We start from the raw sequence: 13,814 nt of genomic DNA on the forward strand, positions 1-13,814 counted from the left end.
CTGTCCGCCTACCGCTCGGGGAGTGCCGCCTGTGATGAACCGTCGAGTCCCGCGCGCCTTCGGCGCCCACTCCCCCACCGCCGTGGTGCTCGGCGGCGGCCTCACCGGCATGTTGGCCGCGGCAGTCCTGTCCTCTCATGCCGAGGTTCAGATCGTCGAACGCGACCTGCTGCCTGACGCCCCCGCCCCTCGCAAGGGCCTGCCCCAAGCCCAGCATGCCCACCTGCTGTGGTCCGGCGGCGCCCGCACCATCGAAAGCCTGCTGCCGGGCATCACGAAGCGGTGGCTGGCGGCGGGCGCGCGCCGTATTCCACTGCCCACCGGGCTGGTGTCTCTTACGGCGGCGGGCTGGCTACGCCGGTGGCCCGAAATGCAGTACTTGATTGCCTGTTCGCGCGACCTGCTCGACTGGTGCGTACGCCAGCAAGTCCTGGCCCACCCCAGGATCCGCGTACTGTCCGGCAGCGAACCCGTCGGGCTGTCCGGCAGCGCCGACCAGGTCACCGGGGTCCACGTACGCGACAACACCGCCGGGACCGTCCGCCGACTCGACGCCGACCTGGTGATCGATACCACCGGCCGCGGCTCCGCAGCGGCCGCCTGGCTGGCCGCGCTCGGCCTGCCGGCCGTACCGGAGGAGCACGTGGACTCCGGACTGGCCTACGCCACCCGGATCTTCCAGGCTCCCGCCGGGACAGCGCACTGGCCCGTCGTCAACGTCCAGTCCGACGCGCGGGTCCCCGCCCCCGGCCAGACGGCGACGCTCGTTCCGATCGAAGGCGCACGCTGGCTGGTGACCCTGTCCGGCACCCGCGGTGGGCAGCCCAGCAGAGAAGCCAGTGCCTTTCTGCCGTTCGCCCGCAACGTCCGGCATCCCATCGTGGCTGACCTCATCGCCGACGCGGAGCCACTGACCGACGTCCGTCTCTCCCGCAGCACCGTCAACCGGCGCCGCCGCTTCGACCTGTTGCGTACCTGGCCTCGCGGCTTCGTCGTGCTCGGTGACGCCGTCGCCACCTACAACCCCCTCTACGGCCAGGGCATGTCGGTCGCCGCCCAGGAAGCCGCCGCCCTGCGCGACGCGCTGAACCGGTACAGCCTGACCGCCCCGGACCTGGCCAGGCGCCTGCAGCGCACCGCGGGACGCCTGACCCAGGCACCCTGGGCCATGGCCACCGGCCAGGACATCCGCTACCCCGGCGCCATCGGCCCCCAGCCCCCCGCAGCCACCCGGCTGCTGCGCGGCTACACCGACCGACTGCTGAAAACCGCCACCGGCGACCCGGCCGTCACCCGGGCCCTGCTCGACGTGATGACCCTGTCCGCCCCACTGCAACGCTTGTTACGGCCGGATGTGGCCGCCAGAGTCCTGCTGGGGCCCGCGCAACCACCCCTCGCCGACCCTCCGTTGCACCTGCCGGCCCAGCGCGTCGCACCAGCCGGCTCCCGGCGGCCTGCGGCGGATGACGGCGCCAGTTCGTGAGGTCTTCCCTACGGTACGGGGCGGGCCGCACGGGAGTGCCTGGTGCCCTTCCGGCCGACTCCGCGCCGGGGATGGCCGCGGCGGTGGGCTCGCCCGACTGATCCGTCTCGCCCCAACCCGAGCCAGACCGGGCTGGCCCGGCCCGAGTCGGACCGGCCCGTCCGACTCGCCCCGGTCCGACTGTGCAAACCCTGGGCGCGACTAAATCTGTCTACACGCCCTGCCTCGTTCCTCTCACCCACATCAAAGCCCGCTCCCAATACGGCGTGCTGCCCGAACGGCTCGAAAGGCACACCGGGTCCGCCACCGGTTCCGCCGACTGTGCGCCCTGCTCAGCTCTGCGGACTCAGTCCCGCCACGGCCAGCCGGAACAGCCGGTGCGCCTGGACGGTGGGATCAGGGTAGTGCTCCGTGGCGAAGACGATGCCCACGACCAGCGTGACCAGGTCGGCGAAGGTGACGTCTGCCGCCAGTGCGCCGTCCTGCGCGGCGCGGCGCACCAGGGGACCTGCCGCCTCTTCCAGCGCCGCCGAGCAGCTGTTCTCGTACACCGAGCCGTCATAGGCCAGCGCCGCCGCCAGCCCCCGGGCGGAGACGGAGTAGGTGACGAGGTCATCGAGCCATTCCAACAGCGCGTCCCGACCGCCTCCCTTGCCGGTCAGCTCATGGGCGCGGGCACACAGAGCCTCGATCCGCTGCCGGGAGACTGCCTCCAACAGCGCGCGACGCGTGGGGAAATGACGGCGCACGGTTGCCGAGCCGACCCCCGCGGTCCGGGCGATCTGTTCCAGGGAGGCGTCCGCACCGTGAGCAGCGACCTCCTCCTCGGCCACGGCGAGGATGCGCGTGTAGTTGCGTCGGGCGTCCGCACGCTGGCGCTCCGGCATGGCATCTCCTTCAGGATTGATAAGTGGCGGGCCCCGTCGTATCGTAGCGGAGCATAAACGGCGGGCCCCGCCGTTTACTCGACGAGCAGCACGAGGAAGTGCCATGTCCATACATTCCGCACCCGTCCTGGTCACCGGCGCCACCGGCAGGCAGGGGGGAGCCACCGCCCGCGCACTGCTCGCGGCAGGCATTCCCGTCCGCGCCCTGGTGCGCGACCCGTCCACCGACCGGGCCAAGGCCGTCGAAGCGCAGGGCGTCGAGCTGGTCACCGGCGACCTGCACGACCGTGACTCCGTGCTCCGGGCCACAGAGGGCGCCCGCGCCGTCTTCTCCGTGCAGATGCCCGGCATCAGCGCGGAAGGCTTCGACTTCGAAGGGGAGGTGACCCAGGGCGTCAACCTCATCGAGGGCGCGAAAGCCGCCGGCGTGCCGCAGTTCGTGCACACCTCCGTCAGTGGCGCCGGCCAGCACACCAAAACTCCCGGCTGGGCCGAAGGCCGCTGGGCTTCGATGGAACCCACCCTGAACGCCAAGAGCGCGATCCAGGATCGGGTCCGCGCGGCCGGATTCCCCCACTGGACGCTGCTCAAGCCGGGCTTTTTCATGGAGAACTTTCTCCCGTCCATGGGCTTCCTGTTTCCGCGCGGCATAGCGGGCGGCCTGGTGAGCGTACTGAACCCGGAGACCCGGCTGTCTCTGGCCGCAGTGGACGACATCGGCAAGGCGGCCGTCGCGGCCATCATCGCGCCAGAGCGATTCGACTCCGTCGAACTGGAGTTGGCGAGCGACTACCTGTCGATGACGGAGATCGCCGAGGTCCTCTCCCGCGCTACGGGAACGCAACTGTCCGCGCCGAAAATGACCGAGGAGGAGGCCGTCGCCGCCGGGATGCCCGCAATGGGCGCCGGCCACGAGTGGCTGAACGTGGCCGGCCAGCCGGCTCGCCCGCAGTACGCGAGGGATCTCGGCATTCCCCTCACCAGCTTCGAGGAATGGGCACAGGACCACATGCGACCCACCGCCTGGCCGTTCACAGAATCTGACGGAACCGCCGGCGCCACCGAACAGGAGACCCTAAGCACTCGCGCGCACAGGAGTTGACCAAGAAGCTCGGCTGTCGCCAACAGCCTCGAAATTTCACCGACGTACCAGTAAAGTCCTCCAGTCCCGTCTCGGCTCTGTGTCAGCACCATTCCGGGCGCGTCACTGAAACGCTCATACAGTTGCACAGCACGGCTCCGTTCCCGCCGTAGGCTGATGACCCGCGGCTGAAATCCCGCGCGTGAAGGAAAGGGCAGGAGGCTGAAGTGGCCGAGACGGTGTTGGCCGAGGTGATGGCCGAGCTGGCCGCGCTCGAAGACCCCAAGACGCGCGCCGTGAACGAAAGGCACGGCGACGATCACGGTGTGAACCTCGGCAAACTGCGCGCACTCGCCAAGCGGCTCAAGACGCAGCAGGAACTGGCGTGCCGACTCTGGGAGACGGGCGACACCGCGGCAAGGCTGCTGGCCACCCTGATCTGCCGGCCGAAGGCGTTCGGCCGTGACGAGCTGGACGTCATGTTGCGCTCAGCGTGCACGCCCAAGGTGCACGACTGGCTCGTGAATTACGTGGTGAAGAAGAATCCGTACGCGGAAGAGCTGCGCCTGACCTGGTCCACCGACCCTGATCCTGCGGTCGCGAGCGCCGGCTGGGCGCTGACCACCGAACGCGTGGCGAAGAAGCCAGAGGGCCTCGACCTCGCGAGGCTGCTCGACACCATCGAGGCGGAGATGAAGGACGCTCCCGATCGCCTGCAGTGGGCGATGAACCAATGCCTGGCCCAGATCGGCATCGAGCACGCCGAACACCGCACCCGCGCCATCGACATCGGCGAGCGCCTCCAGGTACTCAAGGACTATCCGACTTCGCCAGGCTGCACGTCGCCGTTCGCGCCCGCCTGGATCACCGAGATGGTGCGCCGCAAGCAGGGTACGTAGGAAGGCGTCCGGCCTCCCCTGTACGCCATGAGGCCGCTGTCGATCGTTGACAAACACCGCCACTGCGCCACTACCGGCGAAGCGGCAGCAATATGCCTCGCCGACAGTCGCGCAGGCCAGGACGGAGAGGCGGACCTCTGCCCCCACCCCCGGCCGCGCGGCGCAAGCAACATGGCAGGTCTTGTGCACCGTCTGCCGCACCCGGAGACCGCGCCTGACCATGAAGCCCAGCACCCAAGCTCCCCGTGTCAGGCCTTTGACATGCCGACGGTGCGCACCTAGCGTGACCCATGTCAGACGCCTGACATCAAAGGAGCGAGTAACGCCATGCCGAAGCTTCCCTTCGAGATCCCCGAAAGCTCCGCACGCACCGCACACGGAGGCTGATCATGCCGACCGTCTCCCTCACCCCCGCCGGGCCCTTCTCACTCGCCTCCAGCGTGCGGTTCCTGATGAGTTTCACGCCCGCGAGCTACAACCACGCGCCGGACGACCTCCTCCGCCTGGCCTTCCCTGCTGACGACGCGACATCCGTGCTCGCGGCCACGGTGCGTCAGGAGAGGGGAGCAGCCGGCGTCCCGGGCACGGTGCAGGCCGAACTCACGGTCCACCCCGGCACTCCCGGCCCGGAGAAGCCGGTCACCGCTGGGCCCGCGATCGACAAGGCCGGGCGGGCCCAACTCGCCCGGATCCTCTCCCTCGACGTCGACGGCTCCGGATTCCCGGCTCTTGGCACGGACCCCGTGATGGCCGGGCTCATGGCGCGCTACCCGGGACTGCGCCCGGTGTGCTTCCACTCGCCCTACGAAGCTGCCGCCTGGGCCATCATCGGAAACCGGGTCCGCAAGACCCAGGCAGCCGCCATCAAGGCCCGTATCGCCCGCGAATACGGACATCGCATTCACGTCTCAGGCCAAGTCCTGCACGCCTTCCCCACACCCACCGTCCTGCGCACCCTCCCCCACCTGCCTGGCCTGACCAGCCTCAAGGTTCAACGGCTGCACGCGCTGGCCGAAGCAGCCCTCGACGGGCAACTCGACGCAACCCGTCTGCGCAGCCTGCCTGCCGACTACGCCCTCGCCGAACTACGCGCCCTGCCAGGCATCGGTCCCTTCTCCGCCGAACTCGTCCTCATCCGGGGAGCCGGACACCCCGACGTCTTCCCCCGCCACGAACCACGGGTCCACCAAGCCATCGCCGCCGCATACGGGCTCTCCGCAGCGGCAGCCGCCGATGTCACCCAACTGTCCAAGATTGCCGACCGGTGGAAGCCGTACCGCAGTTGGGCAGCCTTCCTGCTTCGCGTCCGGCTCGGGGAAGCGATCCCGCGGAGCGTCGCGCCCCACCAGCGCTCAAGTCCCACCGTTCCACCGGGCGTTCGCCATCTCGATGAGCGGAACGACAGCCACTTTCGGTCCGCTTCACAGCTGGTGCTCGGGCAGTGAGACTGGGCGGCCCGCGCACAACCGGCCCGGACTACTACTTCCACAGCTGCTGCTCGGCCGGCAACGGCCAGCTCTGGGAATCAAACCCACCCGCGGACCACCCTGACGCCCTGGTACTCCAGTCGTGCTTCTTCATTTCACCTGGCCACAGGGACCCATTACCCGGTCACAGGGGCCCTTTGGAGTCTAGCGAGCTGACGTGCCACCAGGGCGCGGTGGTTCGCGACGTACCCGATCGGGCTGGGTGCGGTGCTGGTAGTGGTAGCCGCGGGCGGGCGACGGCCTGGTGACGTCGGCGCCAGTAGGACCACTGGAGTCGACGTGTGGGTTGCCGGCGCCGGGTCGGACAGGGACGGGCAAGGTCCAAGAGTCGCCGGATTTCTGCCAAGGTGAGGGGAACGAGGCTGCTCACACCGCTTTTTCGGGCCCCTTTACGAGTGCGTGAGCGGTCATCGCTGCCAGGAAGCAATGCGCGACCATAGCCAAAGTGACGTGGCGGTACCAGTCGACATGGCAGCGGACCTCGTACATTCGTTCTTCGCAGCCTGGAAGCACTCCTCAACGGCCCAACGGGCACCGGCCACTCTCACCAGTTCGGCGACGGCCGCGCGCCGGCGCAAAGGCGAGGTAGTAGGCGATCTCCTCGGGACGCGCCAGGCTGCGGCGGGCCAGCACCCAGCGGGCAGTGGGCGAAATCCGCAGCGTCGATGGCGGGCAGCTTGGCTGCGGCCCGGTCGTAGGCCCGCGGTCCCTTCGCCCCGTCCCTGCAAGAGGTTTCCGTGTAGTAGTTGGCCGGGGCCCGCCGCCGCATCGGGGCGGCAGCCACAGTGGTTCGACAGCTCATCGCCACCTGCCTTGCGTTGCGCTCGACGAGTCCGGCACCTGCAGAGCGCCCGTCGGGAGCGCGCGTTGCTGCGCCCAGACGGCTCGGTACTTCACCATGGTGAGAACCATGAGTACGGTGAGGAGAAGCGCGCCACCGTCCGTCACCAGGCTCGGGACAGTCCCCCAGGTGCCGTACAGGTCCGTGGCGGCATTCCACATCGAAGGCGGAACTGCCCAGAACCCAAGCCCCTGCGTGCAGTTGACGGCGAAAACGGTCCACCACAGGACACGCGACCGGCTGCGCAGGGCCAGGATTCCCGCCGCGTTGCCGAGAATGTAGAGGCAGCCGATGATACGGAGCCACAGGGTGAAACCGGGAGCGGCGGCCGTGGGATCGGCGCTCCCACTGATCCTCATCATCATCTCCACCAGCTCGTTGTCGATGATGACGAAGTTGTGCACAGTGGTGCCGATGGTGAAGACGACGGAGCACACGCCCACGGTGATCTGCAGCTTTTTCGTGAGGGTCGTGGCAACCAGTGGCGTTCCGATGCTCATGGCGGCCTTTCGGTAGGTCGGCTTCTTGCCGTATCACCCACAAGGACGTGGCCGGGTGCTGGTTACCTGTCGGCGGGGGACGTCGCGTCCAGCAGGGGGCGTAGCCACTGCCCGCGGTGTTCGGCCAACCAAGCGGCTCAGGCAGCCTGGAAGCCCGGGGGGCAGTTTCAACAGTGTCCAGGGCCGGGGCGATGGTGGCGAAGGCCCGGTCGGCCAATCCGGTGGGATCCTCCCCGGCGTCGCTGCCGCGCTCCACCGTTGCAGTACAGCGTCGAAGGCGGTGAGTGCCAGTCCGGCGGCCAGCGGCGGATACAGCACGGCGTCCGGAGCGAGCCCCAAACGCTGCGCCAGCTCTGCCGCCAGGTCGCCGCGCCACCAGTCCTGGCGCTCCAGGAAGCGTGCGCGCAGGACGGGAGCGCGCAGGATCAGCTGAACCACGCGCTGGGCCCGGTCGGAGTGGGCGGTGCTGCCGAGGGCACCGATGCCATGGTCGGCTGAGGAATCTTCCGGGGCTCTTGGGAATCGTCCTGATTGACGACCGGAGCCATCATGATCCGCCGTCTGGGGCCCTGCGAAGACGCGCGGGGTACGAGCTGAAGGTCCGGTGCCTCTCGAAAGCCGAGTGGGCCCCGTCACCAGCTGGCTCTACGACGTCGCGCTCGGCCCGTACAGCCGCACATCGACCTCCCTGAGATCCGACAGTGCCTGGTGAATGGCGCGGTGGACCACGGGCCAGTCCAGACCGCCGAGCCCGCAGCCGAGCGCGGGCAGCGCAATGGAGCGGATCTCCAAGCGACGCACTGTCTCGGCCAGGTCGACCAGACCGGCCTCTACATCGGCCAGCCGGGATCGGGAGCGCCAGTGGCTCTTGGTCGGAAAGCTGATCACGTATCTGTGACGTTCCAGTGCCTGGAGACCGGCGTCCCATACGTGAACGCGGCCGAGCGCCAGGGCCCCGGTCGCGCAGGCTTGGCGGTAATCGGAGTACATCTGGGGGAACGCGGACTTGAACTGCAAGGCCAGGCCCTTGCCCATCACACCGACGGTGTTGACGGGGTTGACCAGGGCTGCGACATCGGCTTGCAGGATGTCGCCGGTGTGGTCGGTGATGCATGGTGCAGTGGGGGACGCGGGAGGGTTGGGGAACGCAGGAGACGTAGGGAACATACGGAGATCGAAACAGGGACCACTGACAATCGCTTTGTAGGGATGCTGACGGGCTATGGCGCCCGAGGCCCTCGGCGAACTCAACCGAGCCCGGGACCTGGGCCACCTACTGCGAAATGTGCGCGAAGGCGGCTCGGTCGTAGTACTCCTTGGGGGTTATAGGAAGCCAACTGTTATCACTGGGAGTCTTTCGATGGCCGTTCGCCGTGCCGTACCCAATGTCCAGTCAGTGGCTGTGCAGGAGAGCCGGGACTTCTACGGCCTGCTCGGATTCGAGGAGGTCATGAACCACGGCTGGATCATGACACTCGCCTCACCCACCGACCCTGCCGCGCAGGTCAGCTTCATGGCCGCCGACAAGACCGCGCCTGTCACCCCGGACATGAGCGTCGAGGTCGATGACGTGGATGCGGCCTACGCGCTGATGCGGGAGCGCGGGGCGGAGATCGTGCATCCCTTGCAGGACGAGGAGTGGGGAGTGCGGCGGTTCTTCGTCCGCGATCCCAATGGCCGGGTGGTGAATGTGCTGGGCCACCGCTGACGGGCCCTCCGGGAGGCTGGCCGCAGTCACTTGTCGGGGACTGCGGCCGGCACCGAAAGGGAAGGCCAGTCAACCCGCGTAAGTCGACGCCGGCATCGCGCTTGACGTCGCGGTCCACGAGGTCGCGTTCATGACGGCGTCGGGTTCAGCACGAAGTCGGGTTCGGCACGGAGTCGGGTTCAGCACGAAGTCGGGTTCGGCACGGAGTCGGGTTCAGCCGGAGTCGGGTTCAGCCGGAGTCGGGCTCGGCACACGCGTCACCTGAAGCCCATCGGCACCCCGGGCCACAGCACACGCCGAGAGCCCTGTATGACTTATCCCTACCTGACGCAGTTCAACGGGGAAGGACCCATCATGCCCGCCATGTCCACCAAGCCCACCCCCAGCAGACGCACCCTGCTGGCCGCCGCGACGGCCACCGCCGCGGCGCCCCTTCTCGCCGGGCTGGCCACGCAGGACGCCTTCGCCGCGCCGGCCGCCGCGAGCAAGGACAACTGGCTGACCAACACCGCCCTGTACGCGGACCCCACGGTCGTCGAGGGCACGGACTACGCCCGCCGCTACCGCCGCCACGCGATGTTCGACGACGACCGCGGCCGGCGCCACGACTTCGCCAGGTCGGTGATCCTCGCCCCGCACGGCGGCGGCATCGAGACCGGCACCTCCGAGTTGTGCCTCGCCATCGCCGGGTATCGCCCCAAGGACCTCGCGCCCACCCCGGACCAAGGTCCGGCCTACGACTACTGGATGTTCGAAGGCATCCGCAAGAAGGACAACGGCAAGCTCCACGTCACCGCCACCCACTGCGACGACCACGTCGCCCGCTCGCTGTGCGCCGGGAGTCTGAACGCCCTGAGCCTGCACGGCTGCAAGCCCGAACAGGCCGGACTACCGGCCGGCACCCCGGCTGTCCTCGTCGGGGGCCTCAACGCCACGCTGCGGTCGTACCTGATCGCCGAGTTCAAGGCGGTGGGCATCCGCGCCCAGGACGCCACCCGCATCCCCGCCCTCGCAGGCACCGACCCGGACAACATCGTCAACCGTACGATGCTCGGCGAGGGCGCGCAGCTGGAGATCACCACGTCCTTGCGCGCGTCGATGTTCCAGGACAACTCCGCCACCGGACGCCAGGAGCAGCAGACAGACATCTTCCGGAACTTCGTCGGCGCCGCCCGCGCCGCCCTCCAGCGGCTGGAAGCGGGCCAGCAGATCCTCTGATGCCCGCACGCGACCCGCTACGGCCGACCCAGATGCCGGGGCCCGAGCCCCGAGCCCCGAGCCCCGAGCCCCGGGTTCCGGGTTCGGGGTTCCGGGCCCCGGGTTCCGGATGGACCTCACTCCCCCGGGCCGGCCGCAGCCCGCGGCGCCGGTACGCGCCCTCGCTCCCCGGCTCGACGCCCCCGCTCCCCCTACGCCCCAGCTACACCTCCTCGCATTCCGACTCCGAGTCCTCCGGACAACGGAACATCTCGTGGTGCGAGCCGGACGCCACCACTCGGTATCCGTACTCCGCACTCCGCACTCCGCACTCCGCACTCCGCACCGAACGTGGCATCGGCCGCGTCGAACGCCATCTCGCAGGCGTCGCACGCCTTCTTGACGCCGCCCATCGACACATCCTTGACCTTGCCTTCGCCCAGCGGCCACGGGTTTTCCCGCCAGTACGCGATCTGCTCACCGAGCAACGTCATCTCACCGTGTACGGAAGCTTCCTTCTTGTCGTGCACGGGGCCTCCGTGTCAGGTGCCCCGCGACGACCGCAGCGCCTTCGTGGAAACCCCGAGGTCCGTATCGTCCCGGTGTGCCGCCTCGTAGTCCCCGAAGCGCGCCGCCCGCAACTTGATCTGATCCTTGCGGCGGCGCGGGTCGTTTGGCAGCGGCGCGGCCGGGTCCAGCGCAGCGTCCACCGAAGCGAGCCCGTCGTTCTGTTTCGCCTCGGACAGCTTCTACTGTCCCGAGTTGGAGGAGTACCGCAGCCCCTCGTCCGAGACGTGCGTGACCGCCACGTGCGGAGTCCTCCGGGCGTTCGGTGCGTGGGCCTCCCGCGCCAGCCGGTCCTGCATCCGCAGGTTCGCCGACCTGGTGCCCTCCTTGCTCGGCCTCATCTGCTGGTAGCGCGGCCCGGCGTGCTCCTCGTGCTCCAGATGATCCCTATCGTCCGCCTCCTGCCGCAGCGAACCCTCCAGCGGACTGCCTGCCCCTCGCAGCACTTCGTGGACGGCCGACCGCTGCACCGTGTCCTGACGTTCCTCATGGTGGTCGCACCCGGGCCCGTGCGTGTGACGCTCCTGCTCCATCGCCCGGAGCACGGCGGCGTTGCCCGCGGCACGCTGCAACGCCAGCAGCGCCGCGGCCCCGGAACCGGCGGTGGTCGGCGTGCCGGGCAGCGGTCCGGCACTTTGGTGGCGCCGGACCAAGGCCCGCCGCCGACTCTTTCGCCGACGACCGCTCCGGCTCGTGTGCGTCCATGGCGTTCCTCATTCCGTACGACTCGCCGCCTGCGCCGGGCACGGTGCCCCGCTCCGCGCCCGGCGGGAAGGGACGGAAGGGCAGCCCCGAGGGCAGATCTTCGGGCAGACCTACGGGCAGCTCCCCGGGCACCATCTGTGGGAATCGGAGGATTGTTGACGGGTCAGAGTGGCCGCTGGTCACGGAAGAATTTGCCGGTGGGCCCGTTTTCGTCCAGGGTCGCCGCCCATACGACACCGCGTGCGCTTTCGTCTGCGGGACGTGCCTCGTCCTCGTCGCCGCGTTCGGGATGGGTGGCGGTCTCTCCCGGATCGACGGCGTTGACGAGTACCGGCGTGTCTGCGAAGGCGCGGGCCAGCACGGTGGTCAGGACGTTGAGCGAGTGCTTGGCGAAGGAGTGGGCGGGGGCGCGCAGGCCCGCGCCGGGGTCGAGCCCGGTGGCGATCTGCTGGGCGGAGATGCTGGAGACGTTGACGATGCGGGCGGCAAGGGCAGCCGTCAGCAGTGGCAGCAGCTCCTGGACCAGACGCCAGGGGCCGAGCACGTCGATCTCCAGCGCGGAGCGCACGGCGTCGAGGTCGGCGTCCAGCGCGGACAAGACGGTGAAGTCGACGGGGGCTCACGCGTTGTTGATCAGGACGTCCAGGTGGCCGACGGTGTGGGCGACGTGGTCGGCGGCCTCCCGCATGCTCGCCGCATCGGTGAGATCGAGGCGAAGAGCCGTCGCCTGGTGGCCTTTCTCGCGAAGTTGAGCAACCAGGGGTTCGGCCCGGCCGAGGTCGCGTGCGGTGAGGATGACGCGGTGTCCGAGGCCGACAAGCTGTCGGGCAACCGCGAATCCGGGGCCGGCCGGGCGGCTGGTGCCGGTGATGAGTGCGGCCTTCGTCGTCATTCGGAGCTCCTCCAAGGACTCAGGCCTTACTGCTGATTCTTGTATTCACAAGTTCACAGATCCACAGGCACCGGCTTGCGCGCGAGAAGTCAGACATGAAGTACCCAGTACAGGAAGACACGCCCCCGGCACACGCGTGGGCCCCCGACCGTGATCGGGGACCCACACCATCTCTGCCTCTGCTCTACCTCTACCTCTGCTCTGCCTATGCTCTATCTCTGCCCGCTGCTCACGCCCGACACAGCGCGGAGCGGCCCGCGAAGCGCGCGGAGTCGCCCAACTCCTCTTCGATGCGAATCAGTTGGTTGTACTTCGCCGTTCGATCGGAACGCGAGAGCGAGCCGGTCTTGATCTGACCGCAGCCGGTCGCCACCGCCAGGTCCGCGATAGTGGTGTCCTCCGTCTCGCCCGAGCGGTGCGACATGACAGCCGTCCAGCCCGCCTGGTGGGCCGTGGTCACCGCGGACAGCGCCTCGGTCAAGGTGCCGATCTGGTTGACCTTGACCAGGATCGAGTTGCCGGCACCGGTGCGGATGCCCTCGCGCAGCAGCGTCTCGTTGGTGCAGAACACGTCGTCACCGGTGAGCTGACAGCGGTCGCCGACGCGGGCGGTCAGCTCGCGCCAGCCGTCCAGGTCGTTCTCCGCCATCGGGTCCTCGATGGAGACGACCGGGTAGGCGTCGATGAGCTTGGCCAGGTAGTCGACCTGCTCGGAGGGGGTACGGCGCACCCCTTCACCCGCGTAGTCGTACACACCGTCGCGGAAGAACTCCGACGACGCCGGGTCCATGATCAGGCCGATGTCCGTGCCGGGCCGGTAGCCGGTGCGCTCGATGGCGGCCATCACGAAGTCGAGCGCCTCCTCGGCGGTACGCAGCGCGGGCGCGAAGCCACCCTCGTCGCCGACGCCCGTGGAGTGCCCGGCAGCCAGCAGATCGCGGCGCAGGGTGTAGAAGATCTCGCTGCCCATTCGGACGGCTTCGGCGAAGGTGTCCGCGCCCACCGGCGCGATCATGAACTCCTGGAAGTCCAGCGGGTTGTCGGCGTGGGCACCGCCGTTGACGATGTTCATCATCGGCAGCGGCAGGAGTCGGGCGTCGGCACCGCCGAGGTAACGGTAGAGGGGCTGGCGGTGGGCCGCTGCCGCGGCCTTGGCGGCGGCGAGGGAGACGCCGAGTATCGCGTTGGCGCCGAGCCGGGACTTCGTGGCCGTGCCGTCGAGGGCGACCAGTGCGGCGTCGAGGCCCGCCTGGTCCGCCGCGTCCCGGCCGCGTACAGACGCCGCGATCTCCCCGTTGACGTGGGCCACCGCACGGTCGACGCCCTTGCCGTGCCAGCGCGCGGAGTCCCCGTCGCGCAGTTCCACGGCCTCCCGGGCACCGGTGGAGGCGCCGGAGGGAACGGCCGCGCGTCCCAGGGACCCGTCCGTCAGTACGACGTCGACCTCGACCGTGGGGTTGCCCCGGCTGTCGATGATGCGGCGCGCGGCGACGGTTTCGATGGCGGCGTTGACGCGTCCGGCTGCTTTCGCAGACATGGGAGTTCCTTCCCGTTGTCGTGTGCCGTG

13 protein-coding genes and 3 pseudogenes are annotated in these 13,814 nt (G+C 69.1%); 6 read left to right on the top strand and 10 right to left on the bottom strand.

What is annotated here, in order from left to right:
- The first annotated feature begins 34 nt into the window (after nt 1-34).
- Nucleotides 35-1,483, top strand: a complete 1,449-nt coding sequence (locus OEIGOIKO_RS00675; RefSeq protein ID WP_125050793.1) for an FAD-dependent oxidoreductase — start codon at nt 35-37, stop codon at nt 1,481-1,483.
- Nucleotides 1,484-1,815: 332 nt separating this feature from the next.
- On the opposite strand, the gene OEIGOIKO_RS00680 is transcribed toward OEIGOIKO_RS00675, so the two are convergent.
- Complete coding sequence (locus tag OEIGOIKO_RS00680) at nt 1,816-2,370, bottom strand: TetR/AcrR family transcriptional regulator (protein ID WP_125050795.1); 555 nt, start codon at nt 2,368-2,370, stop codon at nt 1,816-1,818.
- Between the two features lie 103 nt (nt 2,371-2,473).
- Between OEIGOIKO_RS00680 and OEIGOIKO_RS00685 the strand changes: the two genes are divergently transcribed.
- The 3 genes from OEIGOIKO_RS00685 (at nt 2,474) to OEIGOIKO_RS00695 (ending at nt 5,795) form a co-directional block, all read left to right on the top strand.
- The gene (locus OEIGOIKO_RS00685) at nt 2,474-3,472 is read left to right on the top strand and encodes an NmrA/HSCARG family protein (RefSeq protein ID WP_125050797.1); all 999 of its coding nucleotides are present in this window, start codon (nt 2,474-2,476) and stop codon (nt 3,470-3,472) included.
- 233 nt (nt 3,473-3,705) lie between these two features.
- Nucleotides 3,706-4,350, top strand: a complete 645-nt coding sequence (locus tag OEIGOIKO_RS00690; protein ID WP_125058366.1) for a DNA alkylation repair protein — start codon at nt 3,706-3,708, stop codon at nt 4,348-4,350.
- A gap of 389 nt (nt 4,351-4,739) precedes the next feature.
- Entirely contained in the window at nt 4,740-5,795 is a 1,056-nt protein-coding gene (locus OEIGOIKO_RS00695; protein WP_246177097.1) for a DNA-3-methyladenine glycosylase family protein, read from the top strand.
- 411 nt (nt 5,796-6,206) lie between these two features.
- Here OEIGOIKO_RS00695 and OEIGOIKO_RS44080 read toward each other — a convergent pair.
- The 4 genes and pseudogenes from OEIGOIKO_RS44080 to OEIGOIKO_RS00715 form a co-directional block, all read right to left on the bottom strand.
- Nucleotides 6,207-6,597: pseudogene (locus OEIGOIKO_RS44080) on the bottom strand (IS701 family transposase); the annotation flags it as partial.
- Nucleotides 6,598-6,635: 38 nt separating this feature from the next.
- Entirely contained in the window at nt 6,636-7,178 is a 543-nt protein-coding gene (locus tag OEIGOIKO_RS00705) for a hypothetical protein (protein WP_125050799.1), read from the bottom strand.
- A 169-nt stretch (nt 7,179-7,347) separates the two neighbouring features.
- Nucleotides 7,348-7,637, bottom strand: a pseudogene (locus OEIGOIKO_RS42430) (acyl-CoA-like ligand-binding transcription factor); the annotation flags it as partial.
- Nucleotides 7,638-7,823: 186 nt separating this feature from the next.
- Nucleotides 7,824-8,345, bottom strand: coding sequence for a macro domain-containing protein (locus OEIGOIKO_RS00715; protein WP_125050801.1), 522 nt, complete (start codon nt 8,343-8,345; stop codon nt 7,824-7,826).
- Nucleotides 8,346-8,538: 193 nt separating this feature from the next.
- Between OEIGOIKO_RS00715 and OEIGOIKO_RS00720 the strand changes: the two genes are divergently transcribed.
- On the top strand, nt 8,539-8,886 hold the full coding sequence (locus tag OEIGOIKO_RS00720) for a VOC family protein (RefSeq protein WP_125050803.1): 348 nt from the start codon (nt 8,539-8,541) through the stop codon (nt 8,884-8,886).
- Between the two features lie 363 nt (nt 8,887-9,249).
- Complete coding sequence (locus OEIGOIKO_RS00725; RefSeq protein ID WP_170251452.1) at nt 9,250-10,104, top strand: poly-gamma-glutamate hydrolase family protein; 855 nt, start codon at nt 9,250-9,252, stop codon at nt 10,102-10,104.
- A gap of 191 nt (nt 10,105-10,295) precedes the next feature.
- On the opposite strand, the gene OEIGOIKO_RS42020 is transcribed toward OEIGOIKO_RS00725, so the two are convergent.
- The 5 genes and pseudogenes from OEIGOIKO_RS42020 to eno form a co-directional block, all read right to left on the bottom strand.
- Nucleotides 10,296-10,613 (bottom strand): hypothetical protein, encoded by a 318-nt coding sequence (locus OEIGOIKO_RS42020; protein ID WP_174857105.1) that lies wholly within the window; start codon nt 10,611-10,613, stop codon nt 10,296-10,298.
- 12 nt (nt 10,614-10,625) lie between these two features.
- On the bottom strand, nt 10,626-10,793 hold the full coding sequence (locus tag OEIGOIKO_RS42025) for a hypothetical protein (protein WP_174857106.1): 168 nt from the start codon (nt 10,791-10,793) through the stop codon (nt 10,626-10,628).
- 39 nt (nt 10,794-10,832) lie between these two features.
- The gene (locus OEIGOIKO_RS42030) at nt 10,833-11,303 is read right to left on the bottom strand and encodes a hypothetical protein (RefSeq protein WP_174857107.1); all 471 of its coding nucleotides are present in this window, start codon (nt 11,301-11,303) and stop codon (nt 10,833-10,835) included.
- 215 nt (nt 11,304-11,518) lie between these two features.
- A pseudogene (locus tag OEIGOIKO_RS00735) lies at nt 11,519-12,247 on the bottom strand (SDR family NAD(P)-dependent oxidoreductase).
- A gap of 229 nt (nt 12,248-12,476) precedes the next feature.
- Nucleotides 12,477-13,784, bottom strand: a complete 1,308-nt coding sequence (gene eno / locus OEIGOIKO_RS00740; RefSeq protein WP_125050805.1) for a phosphopyruvate hydratase — start codon at nt 13,782-13,784, stop codon at nt 12,477-12,479.
- Between the last annotated feature and the right edge of the window lie 30 nt (nt 13,785-13,814).

It is taken from the genome of Streptomyces paromomycinus, from assembly GCF_003865155.1.
Taxonomy (GTDB): Bacteria; Actinomycetota; Actinomycetes; order Streptomycetales; family Streptomycetaceae; genus Streptomyces; species Streptomyces chrestomyceticus.

Coding starts and splice junctions, on each gene's coding strand:
- OEIGOIKO_RS00705 (WP_125050799.1), bottom strand. CDS start 7,178: ATGAGCATCGGAACGCCACTGGTTGCCACGACCCTCACGAAAAAGCTG.
- OEIGOIKO_RS00680 (WP_125050795.1), bottom strand. CDS start 2,370: ATGCCGGAGCGCCAGCGTGCGGACGCCCGACGCAACTACACGCGCATC.
- OEIGOIKO_RS00725 (WP_170251452.1), top strand. CDS start 9,250: ATGTCCACCAAGCCCACCCCCAGCAGACGCACCCTGCTGGCCGCCGCG.
- OEIGOIKO_RS00695 (WP_246177097.1), top strand. CDS start 4,740: ATGCCGACCGTCTCCCTCACCCCCGCCGGGCCCTTCTCACTCGCCTCC.
- OEIGOIKO_RS00685 (WP_125050797.1), top strand. CDS start 2,474: ATGTCCATACATTCCGCACCCGTCCTGGTCACCGGCGCCACCGGCAGG.
- OEIGOIKO_RS00720 (WP_125050803.1), top strand. CDS start 8,539: ATGGCCGTTCGCCGTGCCGTACCCAATGTCCAGTCAGTGGCTGTGCAG.
- OEIGOIKO_RS00675 (WP_125050793.1), top strand. CDS start 35: ATGAACCGTCGAGTCCCGCGCGCCTTCGGCGCCCACTCCCCCACCGCC.
- OEIGOIKO_RS00690 (WP_125058366.1), top strand. CDS start 3,706: ATGGCCGAGCTGGCCGCGCTCGAAGACCCCAAGACGCGCGCCGTGAAC.
- eno (WP_125050805.1), bottom strand. CDS start 13,784: ATGTCTGCGAAAGCAGCCGGACGCGTCAACGCCGCCATCGAAACCGTC.
- OEIGOIKO_RS00715 (WP_125050801.1), bottom strand. CDS start 8,345: ATGTTCCCTACGTCTCCTGCGTTCCCCAACCCTCCCGCGTCCCCCACT.